General features: G+C 58.3%; 9 protein-coding genes and 6 pseudogenes. 4 read left to right on the plus strand and 11 right to left on the minus strand.

Features of this window, described 5'->3' with window-relative positions:
- Positions 1-147 precede the first annotated feature (147 nt).
- Positions 148-575 (plus strand): annotated as a pseudogene (locus ACMX3H_RS12295) (guanosine-5'-triphosphate,3'-diphosphate pyrophosphatase); the annotation flags it as partial.
- A gap of 158 nt (positions 576-733) precedes the next feature.
- Here ACMX3H_RS12295 and rep read toward each other — a convergent pair.
- A complete protein-coding gene (gene rep / locus ACMX3H_RS12300; RefSeq protein ID WP_415211042.1) occupies positions 734-2,761 on the minus strand; it encodes a DNA helicase Rep in 2,028 nt (675 codons plus the stop codon).
- 380 nt (positions 2,762-3,141) lie between these two features.
- The gene (gene ilvC, locus ACMX3H_RS12305) at positions 3,142-4,620 is read right to left on the minus strand and encodes a ketol-acid reductoisomerase (protein WP_415211043.1); all 1,479 of its coding nucleotides are present in this window, start codon (positions 4,618-4,620) and stop codon (positions 3,142-3,144) included.
- A 199-nt stretch (positions 4,621-4,819) separates the two neighbouring features.
- Between ilvC and ACMX3H_RS12310 the strand changes: the two are divergent.
- Positions 4,820-5,485 (plus strand): annotated as a pseudogene (locus tag ACMX3H_RS12310) (LysR family transcriptional regulator).
- A 48-nt stretch (positions 5,486-5,533) separates the two neighbouring features.
- On the opposite strand, the pseudogene ilvA reads toward ACMX3H_RS12310, so the two are convergent.
- The 6 genes and pseudogenes from ilvA to ilvL all read right to left on the minus strand — a co-directional run.
- Positions 5,534-7,069 (minus strand): annotated as a pseudogene (ilvA, locus tag ACMX3H_RS12315) (threonine ammonia-lyase, biosynthetic); the annotation flags it as partial.
- A gap of 6 nt (positions 7,070-7,075) precedes the next feature.
- Positions 7,076-8,926: a dihydroxy-acid dehydratase gene (gene ilvD, locus ACMX3H_RS12320; protein ID WP_415211044.1), complete on the minus strand. Its 1,851-nt coding sequence runs from the start codon at positions 8,924-8,926 to the stop codon at positions 7,076-7,078.
- A gap of 65 nt (positions 8,927-8,991) precedes the next feature.
- Positions 8,992-9,921: a branched-chain amino acid transaminase gene (locus ACMX3H_RS12325; RefSeq protein WP_415211045.1), complete on the minus strand. Its 930-nt coding sequence runs from the start codon at positions 9,919-9,921 to the stop codon at positions 8,992-8,994.
- A 22-nt stretch (positions 9,922-9,943) separates the two neighbouring features.
- Positions 9,944-10,201 carry an acetolactate synthase 2 small subunit gene (gene ilvM, locus ACMX3H_RS12330; RefSeq protein WP_415211046.1) on the minus strand — a complete coding sequence of 86 codons (258 nt, stop codon included), beginning with the start codon at positions 10,199-10,201 and terminating at the stop codon, positions 9,944-9,946.
- Positions 10,198-11,844 carry an acetolactate synthase 2 catalytic subunit gene (ilvG, locus tag ACMX3H_RS12335; protein ID WP_415211047.1) on the minus strand — a complete coding sequence of 549 codons (1,647 nt, stop codon included), beginning with the start codon at positions 11,842-11,844 and terminating at the stop codon, positions 10,198-10,200. Before ilvG ends, ilvM begins: the two co-directional genes overlap by 4 nt.
- Positions 11,845-11,979: 135 nt before the next feature.
- Positions 11,980-12,080, minus strand: a pseudogene (gene ilvL, locus ACMX3H_RS12340) (ilv operon leader peptide).
- A gap of 1,302 nt (positions 12,081-13,382) precedes the next feature.
- Here ilvL and ACMX3H_RS12345 point away from each other — a divergent pair.
- Positions 13,383-14,891 (plus strand): annotated as a pseudogene (locus ACMX3H_RS12345) (YifB family Mg chelatase-like AAA ATPase).
- Positions 14,892-14,918: 27 nt separating this feature from the next.
- Here ACMX3H_RS12345 and ACMX3H_RS12350 read toward each other — a convergent pair.
- Entirely contained in the window at positions 14,919-15,257 is a 339-nt protein-coding gene (locus tag ACMX3H_RS12350) for a DUF413 domain-containing protein (RefSeq protein WP_415211050.1), read from the minus strand.
- Positions 15,258-15,376: 119 nt separating this feature from the next.
- On the opposite strand from ACMX3H_RS12350, the gene hdfR reads away from it, so the two are divergent.
- Positions 15,377-16,201 carry an HTH-type transcriptional regulator HdfR gene (gene hdfR, locus ACMX3H_RS12355; RefSeq protein ID WP_415211048.1) on the plus strand — a complete coding sequence of 275 codons (825 nt, stop codon included), beginning with the start codon at positions 15,377-15,379 and terminating at the stop codon, positions 16,199-16,201.
- Here the strand turns inward: hdfR and yjfF are convergent.
- Both yjfF and ACMX3H_RS12365 read right to left on the minus strand, forming a co-directional pair.
- Positions 16,196-17,152 (minus strand): annotated as a pseudogene (gene yjfF, locus ACMX3H_RS12360) (galactofuranose ABC transporter, permease protein YjfF); the annotation flags it as partial. The gene hdfR and the pseudogene yjfF overlap by 6 nt on opposite strands.
- Positions 17,153-17,185: 33 nt before the next feature.
- A partial coding sequence (locus ACMX3H_RS12365; RefSeq protein ID WP_415211049.1) for a transposase domain-containing protein occupies positions 17,186-17,381 on the minus strand: 196 nt, incomplete at its 5' end.

Consider the following 17,381-nt stretch of genomic DNA (forward strand, 5'->3'; position numbering starts at 1 on the left):
CTATCATCGCCGGATTATCCATGATCTGACAGCCGTCCCTTATAGGATGCGGGTTCACTAGGCATCGTAGTGGAACATATTCTTACCGGGCCATACAACAAACCCACCAATAATTCAAGACGTCCTCCACGGGGTGCTTACCGCTGCGCCAGCATGATCCACGAAATCGGCCTAAGCATTGATATCAAACGCGCTCCGCACCATGCCGCTTATCTCGTCCGCCATACCGACCTTCCCGGTTTTACCCCCGCCCAGCAAAAGCTTATCGCCACGCTGCTGCAAAACCAGAGCAACCACATCGATTTAACCAGTTGAATGAGCAAAATAGCCTGCCGCCGCGCATCGCCCAACGCCTATGCCGGTTGATGCGGCTGGCGCTCATCTTTGCCAGCCACCGGCGCGACGACGCGTTGCCCGCGGTGGAGCTGCGCGCCATGGACGAGACGCTGCACGTGCTGTTGCCCCACGACTGGTTAAACCAGCATCCGCTGCGGGCGGAATACCTGGAGCAAGAAAGCCAGTGGCAGAGTTATGTCCACTGGCCGTTATTGCTGGAAGAAGCACCGCCAAGCTGAGCTATCGGCTCAGCTAATGCCCCGTCGCGGCCGTTGTTGCCGCGAAAAGCGCCGCCGGGCGCATCAGCCGGGTAAAAACACCGCAGGCGCTAAGCCCCGCCTGAATCGCGTCCTCCAGCCCTGCATAACGTTTTCCCGCGCGCAAAGCGGGAAACGCCTTACCCGCCCTCGCCGCGCGCCGCGGCCAGCTGGGCGCGAAGACTGGCCAGATGGCCCTGTCCACGACTCATCCGCTCCTCGGCGCTGACCGGTTTACGCACCTGCTCCCATGCCAAATCGTCCTGCGGCAGTTCCAGCAAGAAGCGGCTCGGTTCCGGTTTGACCAGTTCGCCGTATTGACGCCGCTCGTGGCACAGGGTGAAGGTTAATTCCTTTTGCGCGCGGGTAATGCCGACATAGGCCAGGCGGCGCTCCTCATCGATATTGTTCTCGTCGATACTGCTTTGATGCGGTAACAGCCCCTCTTCCATGCCGACCAGGAATACATAAGGAAACTCCAATCCCTTAGAGGCGTGCAGCGTCATCAGCTGCACCTGATCCAACTCTTCCTCGCTCTCGCCGCGCTCCATCATATCGCGCAGGGTAAAACGGGTGACCACCTGATCCAGCGTCATCGCTTCATTCAAATCGGAGCCGGTCAGCATCTCGGTCATCCAGCTGAACAGCTGGTTAACGTTTTTCATCCGCATTTCCGCCGCTCTCGGACCGGGAGAGCTTTCATACAGCCAGCTTTCATAGTCGATACCGTGGATGAGTTCACGCACCGCCGCGACCGGCTCCCGCTCTGCCTGGCGGGCGATGCTGTCCAGCCAGCGGGTGAACTGCTGCAGCGATTCCAGGCCGCGGCCGCTCAGCGTTTGCTCCAGGCCCAGATCGAAGCTGGCGGTGAACAGGCTCTTGTCGCGCTGCGTCGCCCAAGTACCCAATTTCGCCAGCGTCGCCGCGCCGATCTCCCGGCGCGGGGTATTCACCATCCGCAAAAACGCGCTATCGTCATCGGGATTGGTCAGCACGCGCAGATAGGCGAGCAGATCCTTAATCTCGGGGCGTGAAAAAAACGACGTTCCGCCGGAGATGCGATAAGGAATGCGGTTTTGCATCAGCATCTTTTCAAACAGCCGCGACTGGTGATTACCGCGATAGAGAATGGCGTAATCGCGATAGCGGGTCTTGTTGATGAAATGGTGGGCGATCAATTCTCCCACCACCCGCTCGGCCTCATGATCTTCATTATTGGCGGTGATCACTTTTAGGATCTCTCCATAGCCCAGCCGGGAAAACAGCCTTTTCTCAAATACATGCGGATTGTTGGCGATAAGAATATTGGCGGCGTTGAGTATGCGCTCGGTGGAGCGGTAATTCTGCTCCAGCTTAATCATCGCGAGCGTCGGGAAATCTTGTTGCAACAGCGCCAGATTTTGCGGCCGCGCGCCACGCCAGGAGTAAATCGACTGATCGTCGTCGCCTACCACGGTGAAACGGCCCCGCGGCCCTACCAGCAGCTTTACCAGTTCGTATTGGCTGGTGTTGGTGTCCTGATATTCATCCACCAGCAGATAGCGCAGCCGGTTTTGCCAACGCTCGCGCACCGCCTCGTCGCGCTGCAGCAGCTTGGTGGGTCGCAGGATCAAATCGTCGAAATCCAGCACATTGCAGGTGATCAGATGATTGTCGTAGAGTTCGTAACAGTGGGCGAACAGCTTATCCCGCTCGGAACGCGCGGCCGCCGCGGCCTGCGGCGGCGACAACAGATCGTTCTTCCAGTTGGAAATGGCTGCGGTAAGCTGATTAAGCAAGTCCTTGTCCCCTTCCAGCCACGGCTCGGTGAGATCCTTTAACAGCGTCAGTTGGTCCTGCTCATCGAACAGCGAAAATTTGGCCTTCATGCCCAATGCCTTATATTCGCGCTTGATGATAGCCAGCCCGAGCGTATGGAACGTGGCAACGGTCAACCCGCGCGCCTCAGCGCGGCCCAGGGTTTGCGCCACCCGCTCTTTCATCTCACGCGAGGCTTTATTGGTAAAGGTGACCGCCGCGATATGGCGCGCCTGGTAACCGCAACCGCGGATCAAATGGGCGATTTTATTGGTGATGACCCGCGTTTTGCCCGAGCCGGCGCCGGCCAGCACCAGGCAGGGTCCAGTGACGAATTCGACGGCTTGCTGTTGGCTCGGATTAAGGCGCATAAGTAATTCCCGGGCAAAAGCGGTGGCGGAGGACGGAGGGGATTGTAGCAGAAAGCGGCGCCGAGGTTTATCCCCGCGGTCTGTCGACGAGCGTTTTACGGCAGGCGCCCCCGCCGGCGTCGAGCCCCTGCCCGGTTGACGCCGCGGCAGGGCGCCTATTCGCCACCGCCGGAACGCCGCTGCCCCGCTACAGGGGGGATAAACTCACCGGCAGTTCACCCCCTATGCACCCACAACGGGGATAAACGCACCGCCAGCGCCCCGCGATACCCCGCCGCGGTCGGGCCGTGTTCGCCGGCAGCAGGCAAAAAAAAGCCCCCGCCGTTCGGCGGGGGCACGAACCTTTGGCGAGTCATCCGGGGGGATGACCCAACTCTCTGTCAGTTGGCGACCGCGATGCGTTTCATATCCTTCATGTAACCGCGCAATTCGGCGCCCACGATTTCGATCGGATGCTGGCGAATCGCTTCGTTGACATCGCGCAGGCGCACATTGTCGATTTCACCCTCGGCCACAGGTTTGCCCAAATCCCCCGCCTGCAGGTTGCCCATAAACGCCTCTTTAAGCAACGGCACGGCGGCATTGGCGAACAGATAGTTGCCATATTCTGCGGTGTCGGAAATGACCACGTTCATCTCATACAGACGCTTGCGGGCGACGGTGTTGGCAATGAGCGGCAATTCATGCAGGGATTCGTAATAGGCCGACTCGGCGATGATACCGGAACGGGTCATGGTTTCAAATGCCAGCTCCACGCCGGCTTTTGCCATGGCGATCATCAGCACGCCGTGGTCAAAATAGGTCTGCTCGCTAATTTTGCCGTCGTACTGCGGCGCATTTTCAAACGGCATGCGGCCGGTTTCTTCGCGCCAGCCGAGCAGTTTGACATCATCGTTGGCCCAATCGGCCATCATGCCGCTGGAGAAGGCACCGGTAATGATATCGTCCATGTGTTTTTCAAACAGCGGCTGCATCAGTTGCTTCAGTTGCTCGGACAGCGCAAAAGCGCGCAACTTCGCGCTGTTGGACAATCGGTCCATCATCAGCGTGATGCCACCCTGCTTCAGCGCTTCGGTGGTGGTTTCCCAGCCGAACTGAATCAGTTTGCCGGCGTAGGCCGGGTCGACGCCGTCGGCGACCATCTTGTCGAAGCACAGCAGCGAGCCGGCCTGCAGCATACCGCAGAGGATGGTCTGTTCGCCCATCAGATCCGACTTGACCTCGGCGACGAAGGAGGATTCCAGCACGCCCGCGCGATGACCGCCGGTCGCGGCCGCCCAGGCTTTGGCCAGCGCCATCCCCTCGCCCTTCGGATCGTTTTCCGGATGCACGGCGATAAGGGTCGGCACGCCAAAGCCGCGTTTGTACTCTTCGCGCACCTCTGTCCCAGGGCATTTCGGCGCCACCATGATAACGGTGATGTCGCGGCGGATTTGCTCGCACACTTCAACAATGTTGAAGCCGTGGGAATAGCCCAGCGCGGCGCCTTGTTTCATCAGCGGTTGTACCGCCTGAACCACCGCGGAGTGTTGCTTGTCGGGGGTCAGGTTGACGACCAGGTCCGCTTCCGGCACCAGCTCTTCATAGGTGCCGACGCGAAAGCCGTTTTCCGTCGCTTTACACCAGGAGGGGCGCTTCTCGGCAATCGCTTCTTTACGCAGCGCGTAGGCAATATCCAACCCGGAGTCGCGCATATTCAGCCCCTGGTTCAAGCCCTGGGCGCCACAGCCGATGATCACCACTTTTTTGCCATGTAAGTAACCCGCTTCATCGACGAACTCATCGCGGCTCATGAAACGACATTTACCCAACTGCGCCAACTGCTGACGCAGGTTTAAGGTGTTGAAATAGTTAGCCATGGTGCAACTCCATCATCAGGTATCAGGGCGTGCCGTAGGCGTTCGCCCGCGGACAGGAATCTTTTCTGCCAACCACTATAAAGCAGGAAAAGCATTGCTTAAATTGATATATTAACAATCTGACCTTGCAGAATCTGCAATACCACTTGCCGGCAATACGCGACTGTGGATTTCATTCACTCTCGGGGCGAATCCATGGATATCCCGCGACCTCAAGTTGTTTCTCCACCTGGCGGAAAGCCGCCACTTCGGCCGTAGCGCCAAGGCGATGCATGTCAGCCCGTCGACCCTGTCGCGCCAGATTCCAGCGGTTGGAGGAGGACGTCGGGCAGACGCTGTTTTTACGCGACAACCGTACTGTACAGTTGACCGACGCAGGCCCGCAACTGAAAGAATTCGCGCAACAAACCCTGCTGCAATACCAGCAGCTGCGCCATCGCCTCGGTCAGCATGGACCTTCGCTCAGCGGCGAATTGCGGCTGTTTTGCTCGGTAACCGCTGCCTACAGCCATTTGCCGCCGATCCTCGATCTGTTTCGCGCCGAGCATCCGCTGGTGGAAATAAAACTCACTACCGGCGGCGCATTGAACTCTGGTTTCGCAGCAACAATATCAGCAATCCACTGATTTATGCCACCGTCGCGGGCAATGAAGCGATTGTGTCGATGGTGGCACTGTGCTGCGGTATCGCGCTGATCCCGTCGGTGGTGATGGACAATTCGCCGGAACCGGTGCGTAGCCGCATCACCCTGCTGGAGCACGGCACTCCGGTCGCGCCGCTGGCGCTGGCGCTGGGTGTCTGTGCGCAAAGAAAGCAGCTACAAGAGCCGCTGATCGACGCCTTCTGGCAACTGCTGGAGCGCTAACCGGCGCTTGACGCCCGGTTCACCCCGGCGGACAGGGTGGTTATCCGCCAGGAACAAGCGAAACGCCGGATTGGCGGTAACATCGTGGCATTCATAGCCCAAGGCCGAAAGATGATGATCGAATTCCGGTTCGCGCTCCACCAATTCAAACCCCGCCAGCACCCGGCCATAATCCGTGCCGTGGCTGCGGTAGTGAAACAGCGTAATATTCCAGCGCGTGCCCAGCGTGTACAAAAATTTCAGCAATACCCCGGGGGATTCGGGAAACTCGAAGCTGTATAAGCGCTCGCGCAGCGGCTTCGACGGGCGACCGCCCACCATATAACGGACATGAAGCTTGGCCATCTCATCGTCGGAAAGATCCGCCACCTGGTAACCGCCGGCGGCCATTTCCGCCAGGATTTCCTCGCGCTCCTCGCGCCCGCGGGTCAGCCTAACGCCGACGAAAATACAGGCGTTATCGGCATCGCTATAGCGATAATTGAATTCGGTAACCGGCCGGCCGCCCAAAAGCGCGCAAAAGGCCAGAAAACTGCCCTTTCTTTCCGGAATGGTCACCGCCATAAGCGCCTCGCGCTGCTCGCCCAGTTCACAGCGCTCCGAGACATAGCGCAGGCCGTGAAAATTGACGTTGGCACCGGACAGCACATGCGCCAGACGCTCATCGCGGATGCCGTGAAGCTGGACATATTTTTTCATTCCCGCCAGCGCCAGCGCACCGGAGGGCTCGGCAATCGCCCGCACGTCTTCAAACAAATCCTTCACCGCCGCGCAAATCGCGTCGCTGTCCACGGTAATGACATCATCGAGATAATCGCGGCACAGACGGAAGGTTTCATTACCGATGCGCCGTACCGCCACGCCTTCGGCAAACAGACCGACCCGCGGCAAATCCACGGGCTCGCCGGCCCGCAGCGCCGCCGCCAGACACGCGGACTCTTCCGCTTCAACGCCGATAACCTTGATTTGCGGCATCAGGTGTTTTATCAGCACCGCCACGCCCGCAGCCAGACCGCCGCCGCCCACCGGCACAAAAATGCGGTCCAGATGGGCGTCCTGCTGCAGCAACTCCATCGCCAGCGTCCCCTGGCCGGCGATCACCGCCGGATGATCGAACGGCGGCACAAAGGTCATATTGCGCTCGAGCGCCAACTCAATGGCTTTCGCCTTGGCTTCATCAAAGTTGGCGCCGAATAACAGCGGTTCGCCGCCGAAGCCGCGCACCGCGTCCACTTTGATATCGGCGGTATTGATTGGCATCACGATGAGCGACGGAATGCCGAGACGGCTGGCGGAGAGCGCCACGCCTTGGGCGTGGTTGCCCGCCGAGGCGGTAATCACGCCGCAGGCCCGCTGCGCCGCACTCAGCCCCGCGCTCATCGCGTAGGCGCCGCGCAGTTTAAAGCTGTGCACCGGCTGACGGTCTTCACGTTTCACCAGTACGGTATTGCCGAGACGTTCCGACACCTTAGTCATCACCTGCAGCGGCGTGACCTGGGCCACTTCATACACCGGCGCGAGTAGCGCGGCGCGCAGGTATTCCGCAGGGCAAGGCTCAGCGGAAAACGGTTGAGACTCAGCCATGGCGCCTTATCCTCCCAGCTTGGCTTTATCGCGCACCGCGCCTTTATCCGCGCTGGTCGCCAAACTGGCATAGGCTTTCAGGGCGAACGACACCTGGCGCTCACGCGCGACCGGCGTCCAGGCTGCGCCACCGCGCGCCAGTTCGGTCTCGCGACGCGCGGCCAGTTCGCTATCGGCCACATCCAGCACAATGCCGCGACCGGCGATATTAATATCGATAATATCTCCGTCGCGCACCAGCCCGATCAGGCCGCCGCTGGCGGCTTCCGGCGACACATGGCCGATAGACAATCCCGAGGTACCGCCGGAAAAGCGGCCATCGGTAATCAGCGCGAAGCTTTTACCCAGCCCCATGGACTTAAGGAAGGTGGTGGGATAAAGCATTTCCTGCATTCCCGGTCCGCCTTTCGGGCCTTCGTAGCTGATCACCACGACATCACCGGCCACCACTTTACCGCCAAGGATGGCCTCGGACGCGGCTTCCTGACTTTCATACACTTTGGCCGGCCCGCGGAACACCAGGCTGCCTTTGTCGACGCCGGCGGTTTTCACGATGCAGCCGTCTTCGGCAATGTTGCCGTACAGCACCGCCAACCCGCCGTCCTGGCTATAGGCAAATTCACGGGCGCGGATGCAGCCTTCCTGACGATCGTCATCCAGCGACGGCCAGCGACACTCCTGGGAAAACGCCTGGGTGGTGCGGATACCCGCCGGCCCGGCGGCGTACATGCTTTTTACCGCCGCGTCGTCGGTCACCATGATATCGTAGCGTGCCAGCGTTTCCGGCAGCGACAGCCCGAGCACGTTACGCACGTCGCGATTAAGCAGGCCGCTGCGGTCCAGCTCGCCCAGAATGCCGATGACACCGCCGGCGCGGTGTACGTCTTCCATGTGGTATTTTTGCGTGCTGGGCGCGACCTTACATAAATGCGGCACCTTCCGCGACAGACGATCGATATCGGCCATGGTAAAGTCCACTTCGCCTTCTTGCGCCGCGGCCAACAGATGGAGCACGGTATTGGTCGAGCCGCCCATGGCAATATCCAGGGTCATGGCGTTTTCAAACGCGGCTTTGCTGGCGATACTGCGCGGCAGCGCGCTGGTATCATCCTGCTCATAGTAGCGTTTGGCTAACCCGACGATACGCTCGCCGGCGTTCAAGAACAGTTGTTTGCGATCGGCGTGGGTCGCCAGCAGCGAACCGTTGCCCGGCTGGGAAAGGCCAAGCGCCTCGGTCAGGCAATTCATCGAGTTGGCGGTAAACATGCCGGAGCACGATCCGCAGGTCGGACAGGCGGAACGTTCGATCTGGTTACTGTCTTCATCCGAGACATGGGGATTGGCGCCCTGAATCATGGCGTCAATCAGATCCAACTTGATGATTTTATCCGACAGCTTGATTTTACCGGCTTCCATTGGGCCGCCGGAAACAAAAATGACCGGTATGTTCAAGCGCAGCGACGCCATCAGCATCCCGGGGGTGATTTTATCGCAGTTGGAAATGCACACCATGGCGTCGGCGCAATGGGCATTCACCATGTATTCCACCGAATCGGCGATAAGCTCGCGCGATGGCAGAGAGTACAGCATACCGCCGTGCCCCATCGCGATGCCGTCGTCCACCGCGATGGTATTAAACTCCTTCGCTACCCCGCCGGACGCTTCGATTTGTTCGGCGACCAGCTTACCCAGATCGCGCAGATGTACGTGGCCCGGCACAAACTGGGTAAAGGAGTTGACCACGGCGATAATCGGTTTACCGAAATCGTCGTCAGTCATCCCCGTGGCGCGCCAGAGGGCGCGTGCGCCGGCCATATTACGGCTGTGCGTGGTGGTAGTGGAACGGTACTTAGGCATGCTCATAACTCCAGTTATTCAGATGGCCAGGGCAGCCGTAGCGCCCCGGCGCGAAAGCTTTATCGTTATTGATTGACCGGATCCAACCAGCCCCATTTATCTTCAGTCTCGCCGGTAAACAGCCCAAAGAACGCCTGCTGCAACTGCTTGGTGACCGGACCGCATTTGCCGATACCGACCTTGATGCCGTCAACGCTGCGCACCGGGGTTATCTCGGCGGCGGTACCGGACATGAAGACCTCATCGGCCAGATAAAGAGATTCGCGGGACAAGAACTGTTCCCGCACTTCCAGTCCGGCCGCGACGGCCAGCTTGATAATGGCGTCGCGCGTGATGCCGGGCAGCGCAGAAGAGGTGAATGGCGGTGTGAACAAAATGCCGTCTTTCACTTCAAACAGGTTCTCGCCGGCGCCCTCGGAAACATAACCGTGCACGTCAAGGGCAATACCCTCTTGATAACCATGGCGGCGTGCTTCGCTGCCCACCAGCATTGAGGACAGGTAATTGCCGCCGGCTTTAGCCGCGGTCGGAATGGTATTGGCCGCCGCGCGGTTCCAGGAAGACACCATCGCGTCAATCCCTTGATCCAGGGCCTCTTCCCCCAGATAAGCTCCCCAGGGGAACGCGGCGATAATCACGTCGGTGGTGTAGCCCGCCGGCGGGTTCACGCCCATGCCGACATCGCCGACAAACACCAGCGGCCGGATATAGGCGCTGACCAGTTTATTTTTCAGTATAACGACGCGCGTGGCCGTCATCAGCTCATCGACGCTTTGCGTCACCGGCATGCGATAGATTTTGGCCGAATTATACAGGCGCTGCAGATGTTCACGATGACGAAATACCACCGGGCCTTTATGCGAATCGTAGCAACGTACACCTTCAAAGACTGATGACCCGTAATGCAGCGCATGCGACATTACATGGACTTTGGCTTCTGCCCACGGAACCATCTCACCGTTAAACCAAATGAAATCAGCTTTCTTCGTTGTCATTTTCTTCTTTCCTTACCCGGCCTTAGGCACGTATTTGTTGTGATGTTAATTGCTGGATCTCGACACAGGCGACATCCATTAGCTTGCTCAATTGTGCAGACAATAAGTCCACGGACCGCTTGCTGGCAACGGTCAAGTGAATATTTATACCTTCAGCCTCCGTGCGCGGCGTCATATTTAATGCGCACAGCTCAAAACCGCGGTGGCGGACCACCCGTAAAATACGCTCCACGACTTCCAGGCGAAAGCGCGCCTGAATGGAAAGGGAATGTTGCATCATGATGATTTCTCCAGCATGGTTTCATTACCGGCGCCCGGGGGCACCAGCGGCCAGACATTCTCAAGCTCATCGATAGAGACATGCAGCAGGAACGGTCCCGGTTGGGTAAACAGGGTTTCCAGCGCCTGCGGGATTTGGTCTTTGCGAGTGATGTGCAGGCCGGGAATGTTGAAGGCACTGGCCAGCGTGAGAAAATCGGGGTTATCGGTCAGGGTGGTTTCGCTATAACGTTTATCAAAAAATAACTGCTGCCATTGACGGACCATACCTAAACGCTGGTTATCCAACAGCACGATTTTCAGCGGCAACCGTTTTCGCTTAATGGTGGTCAGCTCCTGCACGTTCATCATGAAGGAGCCGTCGCCGGAGACGCAAATGACGGTATCCCGCGGCCGGGCAATCTGCGCGCCGATCGCGGCGGGAATGCCGAACCCCATCGTCCCCAGCCCGCTGGAGGTGATGAAATTCTCCGGCCGGCTGAAACGCATATGCTGGGCGGCCCACATCTGATGTTGCCCCACATCGGTGGTCACGACGGCGTCATCGGGGGCGCGATCGCTAATGGCCCGCAGCAGCGCCGGCGCGTAAATCCCCTCGCCGGGGTGATCATAGCGCCAGCGGTACTCCGCCTTCAGCGCCTGGGTTTCGACGCGCCAGGTGTCGATGGACATCGGCTGCGCCAGCGCCGGCAACAGATGATTCAGGTCCCCCAGCAGCGCAATATGCGCCTGACGCAGCTTGCCCAATTCGGCAGGATCAATATCCAGATGAATCACTTTGGCATGGGGGGCGAAAGCGTTCAGCCGGCCGGTCACCCGATCGTCAAAACGCGCCCCAACCGCGATCAGCAGATCGCAAGCCTGTACCGCCAGATTGGCGGCCTGGTTACCGTGCATGCCCAGCATGCCCAAATAACAGGCATCGTTGCCATCCGGCGCGCCCAGACCTTTCAGCGTCGCCACGGCGGGAATGCCGGTTTGGGTAATCAACTGCCGCAGGGCCGGTACCGCGCCGGCCATGCCAGCGCCGCCGCCGACGTACAAAACCGGGCGGGTTGCCTGGCGCATCAGCCGGCGCGCGCCCTCCAGGTCGCCCTGTATGCTGCCGGCCTGATCGTCAAGGCTCAACAAATGCGGCGTCAGATCACCGTCTGCCAGCTGGATATCCTTGGGAATATCGATCAGAACCGGACCGGGACGTCCGCTGGTGGCAATGGCGAACGCTTCGGTGATAATGCCCGGCAGCGCGTCCAGTGATTCTACCAGAAAGCTATGTTTGGTACAGGCCAGCGACAGGCCCAGTACATCAATCTCTTGAAAGGCGTCGGTGCCAATAAACGCCGATCCAACCTGGCCGGTAATCGCCACGACCGGCACCGAGTCCAATAAGGCATCGGCCAGACCGGTGATAAGATTGGTGGCGCCAGGACCGGAGGTCGCGATACACACTCCCACTTTGCCGGTAGCCCGTGCGTAGCCGATTGCTGCGATGGCCGCGCCCTGCTCATGACGGCATAGCAGATGCTCAACCCCGCCGTCGTAGAGCGCGTCGTATACCGGCATGATAGCGCCGCCGGGATAGCCGAAAACCATGTCCACACCCTGTGCCCGCAGCGCCTGTACTACCCATTGAGCTCCGTTCATGGTTAGTTCCCCGTCTTCGCGCCGCAGGGACAGAACAATATTCTAATTTTCATTTAGTGTTCTCCTGTCGCTTGATTGATGCAAAAAAAAACCCCGACCAGTTGGTGCGGGGGTTTTCTTGAGATTTAAGCTTGTTTAGTAAGCTTTTCTTCGTCCAAGTGCAGCCCGCACGGTGGGATAATAATCACCACCACGCTAATCACGACTAGACTAATCACTTGAACAACGGCTTTCATAAATAGGTTTTCATTATGTTTGACATCGAAATGAATACCTACAGAGCTATCACAGTTAGTGTAAGCATGACAACTATTTTCGTTATGCCCGTCAGCACGACCAGAGCATATTATCCTGTTATCCCATGATTTAAATAAGGTTATTCATAAATGAAAATTTTTCATTTAGTCGACGACGGTCAGATAACATAGGGGAACCCTGGGCCCAGAGCAGCTCTTTAAGACAAGGAAGTCCCAGCGGTGCAAGGGAGAGAAAACCAAAGACACAGTGGTCACCTCGGGCCGGGCGCGGCTGCGGCGATAGAGGGATTAGCATCGTTACCGCTGACGAGTTGACGGTGATATGGTGATATAAGGAGATCAGCATCACCCACCTCGGTGATTAGCGGGGTAAGGGCGATGGGCGCGTCATGTATCGCACGGTGTCGCTGCGCTGCCGACATGGAAGGGAGCGGAGGGTCAACGGCAGGTTGAGCATGAGGGTCGTATTATACGGATATTAACTGATTGGTTAGCGTTAAAGGCGTTGTTCAGCTAAGAATGATAATACGTTTGCGGTACGCCATGAGCGTCAGCGAGCGCACGCAATATTCAGCAATGCCATAACATAAAAAGAAAAACTTTAAGAACTCGCGCATCCTCTATATTCGACTTGGTTGAAAGGCTGTTCGACTGATTTATATCGAGGCCGTCTGAGCATGACTACAGCGAGAATGCGGGACACCTCCCGCCCACCTTAAGATAAGACATTGAATTATAGTAACATATGGTGACACTGAATAGGTGGTCGCAGCGTAGCGGGTCGGACAGACAATGTTGGTCACCTCATTTTTGCGCCGGAAAATAACGAGGAAAACGGGGGGATTGCCATTGGCCCTTATAGTAAACGCTGAGAGCCAGCGTATTTAATCTTATTATCTCCGCCCGCGGCGCCCTTTATTAAGCCTATTCTACGAAAGAGTATTGCCCCCTCTATTTACCCGATCGATAGCGCCGGGGGTTATTCCCCGCTAGCTAACGCACGCCGTTCTCTTAGCGATGATCGCTATATTCACGTTCTGTCGCCGTCATCAAAAACGCGGCTATTACCCCGTCTGGAAAACGGCGCAACGGTGGGTGGCGATACCGTGAAACGAGGTAACCGGCGTACCTAGGCCAGAAAGGCGAGCGCTGTTGCATTTTTCGCCCCGGTATGGCAATGGCGAGGTCATTTTTCATATCCGCGCCGCATATCTTTTTATCGTTACCGCCCTGCCGCCGCGATAGCTGGCATACTCAGCAACGTTCACAAAGGAGAGCCCCATGGCACTGGCGACAATTTACACCCGCGGGATAATCGGCATCCAGGCGCCGTCTATCACGGTGGAGGCACATGTGGGTAAGGGGTTGCCCGCCTTCACCCTGGTGGGGCTGCCGGAAAGTACCGTGTGCGCGTCACGGGATCGGGTGCGCAGCGCCATTCTCAACAGCGGCTATCAATTCCCTGCCCGGCGTATCACCGTCAGTCTGGCGCCGGCGGATCTACCGAAAGAGGGGGCGCGCTACGACTTGCCGGTCGCGCTGGCAATCCTCGCGGCGCCGCAACAGATCCCCGGCGCGCGGCTGAAGCCTTATGAGTTTCTTGGCGAGCTGTCGCTGGCCGGGGAGCTGCGGGGGGTTTATGGCGCTATTCCGGCCGCCCACGGCGCGGCGGGCGACGGTCGGCAGATTATCCTGCGCAGGCCAATCGCGAAGAAATCGCGCTGCTGCAGGGCAGCCAGGCGTGTCTCGCCGGCTGTCTGCAACAGGTGTGTCGCTTTCTACAGGGTGACGACTCTCTGATCATCGCTGAACCCACGGCGGATACCCTACTAGCGCCGTCAGACGGCAGCGATTTGGCGGAGGTTATCGGCCAGCAGCAGGCCCGACACGCGCTGGAAATCGCCGCTGCCGGCGGCCACAATTTATTGCTGATAGGGCCGCCGGGTACCGGGAAGACCATGTTGGCGAGCCGACTACCGGGGCTGCCGCCGCCGTTATCGGATGACGATGCGATGGAAACCGCCGCCATTACCAGTCTGGTCAGCGTCAGCACCGCCAGACGCCATTGGCGGCAGCGCACTTTTCGCGCGCCCCATCACAGTACAACGATGGCCGCACTGGTCGGCAGCGGCACCTTCCCGCGCCCCGGCGAAATCTCGCTGGCCCACAACGGCGTACTGTTTCTTGACGAGCGGCCGGAGTTTCAGCGGCGAGTGCTCGATGCGCTGCGCGAGCCGCTGGAGACGGGTGAAATTCACATCGCGCGGGTCCAGGCCAGCGTCTGCCTGCAGGCGCGCTTTCAACTGGTGGCGGCCATGAATCCCAGTCCTTCCGGCGATCGTAGCGGCGTACATGCCCGCTGCGGGCCGGCTGAGATCATGTGCTATCTGAATCGCCTGGCGGGGCCGTTTTTGGATCGCTTCGATCTGTCGGTGGAGGTTCCGCCGCCGCGCGCCGCCCGGCGAAGACAGCGCGACCGTGCGTGCACGGGTCATGGCGGCACGCGCTATTCAGTTAGAGCGCGCGCAGAGCCTTAATGCCCGGCTGAGCAATACGCAGCTTGCGCAATGGTGCCCTTTGTCGGAGGCCGATGGCCAGTTTCTGGAAAATGCGTTAACGGCGCTGGGATTATCGGTACGCGCCTGGCATCGTTTATTAAAAGTAGCCCGTACACTGGCGGATCTGGCGGGTGAAGCCCAAATTAGCCGGAATCACCTGGCGGAAGCCCTCAGCTATCGCTGTATTGACCAGCTGCTGCATGAGCTGTGGCAGCAGCGGAATAAGAGTTAGAACAAAGGGGCCGCAGCCCCTTCTTTATCAATCTTCAGTGTCGGTGTAGTCTTCCACCACATCCATCTGTGGTTTACCGCCGGAAAGGGTATGAAAACGCTTGGGGCGGCGAGTATGCCCTATGTATTTGAACCAGACCTTCTCATGTTCGTTGGAGGGGGCAAGTTCACCGTGGCACACCGCAACAAACTGCCGTTCTTCATCGGTTACAGGTTCCCGTTTGCCACTGTCCAAATCATTGTAGGCATGGCCGCAACGCTCCAATAACTGCGCTTCCCGAATGGTGAAATGACCATGCCGGGAGAAGCCGCGAGGATAATTTTTGTTATCAAAATAACGATTAGAAGTAAAAAAGCTGTCCGCCATCTTACGCGCTCCCATCTCTACATAAGCCATGCTGTTTATGGCGCGGAGTATTAGTTAGGGTTGACTTTCTGTAAAACGAAACATTTTAATCAGTACGACAAAATTTTTTGGAGAGCGCAGTGGACACGGAATTACTGAAAACATTCTTGGAGGTAAGCAGTACCCGACATTTTGGGCGAGCGGCGGAAGCGCTTTATCTGACACAATCAGCGGTCAGCTTTCGCATCCGCCAGTTGGAAACCCAGCTGGGCGTAAGCCTGTTTACCCGCCATAGAAATAATATTCGCCTGACCGCGGCGGGGGAACGCCTGTTGCCCTATGCCGAAAATCTGATGATCACCTGGCAGGTCGCCAAGCAGGAAGTGACGCGCTCCTTGCAGCATAATCCGCTGTCCATTGGCGCCAGCGCATCGCTGTGGGAAGCGTGGCTGGGGGATTGGCTGCAAAATCTTTATAAACAGTGGCCGGATCTCCAGCTGGAGACGCACATTGCGCTGCGCCAGGGGCTGATAAAAGAGCTGCACGAACGCCAGCTGGATTTATTGATTACCACCGAAGCGCCAAAAATGGAGGCGTTGACCAGCCAGCAGCTTGGCAGCTTTTCCCTGACGCTGTTCGCCGATGCCAATGGCGGCGAACCGGTTAACGACAAGCGACCCTATATACAGCTTGAATGGGGAGCCGATTTTCATACGCATGAAAACTGGCTGCAGCTTAATCAGCAGGCGCCGCTCGTCACCACCACCTCGGCGCAATTAACGCGCCAGCTATTGCAGGTCACCGCCGCCTGCGCCTTTTTGCCCAGCCATTGGGCGCAGCGGTTTCCGGATTTGCGGCCCGTTAGCGACGTGCCAACCATCGTTCGCCCGCTGTACGCGGTATGGCTGCAAAACAGCGATCAGCGTCCGATGATTCGGCAACTGCTGAAAACCGCCGTGCTATGACGACTCGCGCCGGGCTGGTCCGGCCGGCGCGGCGCCGCTCAGCGGTGCGGCCCGGATCGCCACTGCGTTACCGTTTCCACGGAGCGCCAGCCAGAACGCGTTTAACCCTTTTTGCAGACCGATAAAGCCGAATAACAGAATCCCTATGACGATCTTGGTCCACCAGGAGCTGAGCGTCCCGTCAAAGGTGATATACGTTTGGATCAATCCTTGAATCATCACGCCAAACAGCGTACCCAGTAAGGTACCGACGCCGCCGGTCAGTAGCGTCCCGCCGATAACCACCGCCGCGATAGCGTCTAGCTCCACGCCACTCGCCGCCAGAGCATAGCCCGCAGAGGTGTAAAGAGAGAAGACGATGCCCGACAGCACCGCCAGAAAACTCGACAGCATATAAATCCGCACCGTCGTGCTTTTTACCGGCACCCCCATCAAGGCGGCCGAGTAACCGTTACCGCCCATGGCGTAGACGTTATGGCCAAAGCGTGTGCGGTGCGCCAGCACTACACCCACCGCCACCACCAGCAACATGATAAACGCCAGCAAGGTCAGCCTGCCGCCACCGGGCAGCAGCCAGGCATAGTTAGCCAGCAGGTCATACCGCGGGTGAACGATAGGGACCGACTCCCGCGACAAAATAAAACTCATGCCGCGCAGGAAAAACATACTGGCCAGGGTGATGATAAACGCCGGTAGCCGCAGAGCGTCGATAATCCAACCGGTCAGGGCGCCATACAATGTGCCCTGCGCCAGCACAATAACGAAGGCCAGTCCGGGAGGAATGCCATATTCTCCAATCATTTTCGCCAGCAGTACGCCGGTAAACGCAATTGTCGACCCAACCGACAAATTAATGCCGCCGGAGAGGATCACAAAGGTCATTCCCACCGCCACAATACCCAAAAAAGCGTTATCCGTCAGCAGATCGCCAATGACCCGCGTGGAGGCAAAGCCGTAAGCGTACGCCCAGCGCCGTATTGACAGTTATTCAGCAGGGATGGTGAGGTTCCACGGCAGGAGCTCTTTGATTTTGTTGATGAGATGATCCGCGATAATCGCCAGCACATGGCGCAGATACGCTTCCGGCTCCACGCCGTTCAGTTTGCAACTGCCGATCAGCGTATACATCAGCGCCGCCCGGTCGCCGCCGCTATCCGAACCGAAGAACAGATAGTTCTTG

Source organism: Sodalis sp. (in: enterobacteria) (assembly GCF_047607725.1).
In the GTDB taxonomy this organism is placed as follows: Bacteria; Pseudomonadota; Gammaproteobacteria; order Enterobacterales; family Enterobacteriaceae; genus JBLKSS01.

Bases quoted from the DNA above. Each gene is read 5' to 3' on its own strand.
- rep (WP_415211042.1), bottom strand. From the start codon at position 2,761: ATGCGCCTTAATCCGAGCCAACAGCAAGCCGTCGAATTCGTCACTGGA.
- ilvC (WP_415211043.1), bottom strand. From the start codon at position 4,620: ATGGCTAACTATTTCAACACCTTAAACCTGCGTCAGCAGTTGGCGCAG.
- ilvD (WP_415211044.1), bottom strand. From the start codon at position 8,926: ATGCCTAAGTACCGTTCCACTACCACCACGCACAGCCGTAATATGGCC.
- ACMX3H_RS12325 (WP_415211045.1), bottom strand. From the start codon at position 9,921: ATGACAACGAAGAAAGCTGATTTCATTTGGTTTAACGGTGAGATGGTT.
- ilvM (WP_415211046.1), bottom strand. From the start codon at position 10,201: ATGATGCAACATTCCCTTTCCATTCAGGCGCGCTTTCGCCTGGAAGTC.
- ilvG (WP_415211047.1), bottom strand. From the start codon at position 11,844: ATGAACGGAGCTCAATGGGTAGTACAGGCGCTGCGGGCACAGGGTGTG.
- ACMX3H_RS12350 (WP_415211050.1), bottom strand. From the start codon at position 15,257: ATGGCGGACAGCTTTTTTACTTCTAATCGTTATTTTGATAACAAAAAT.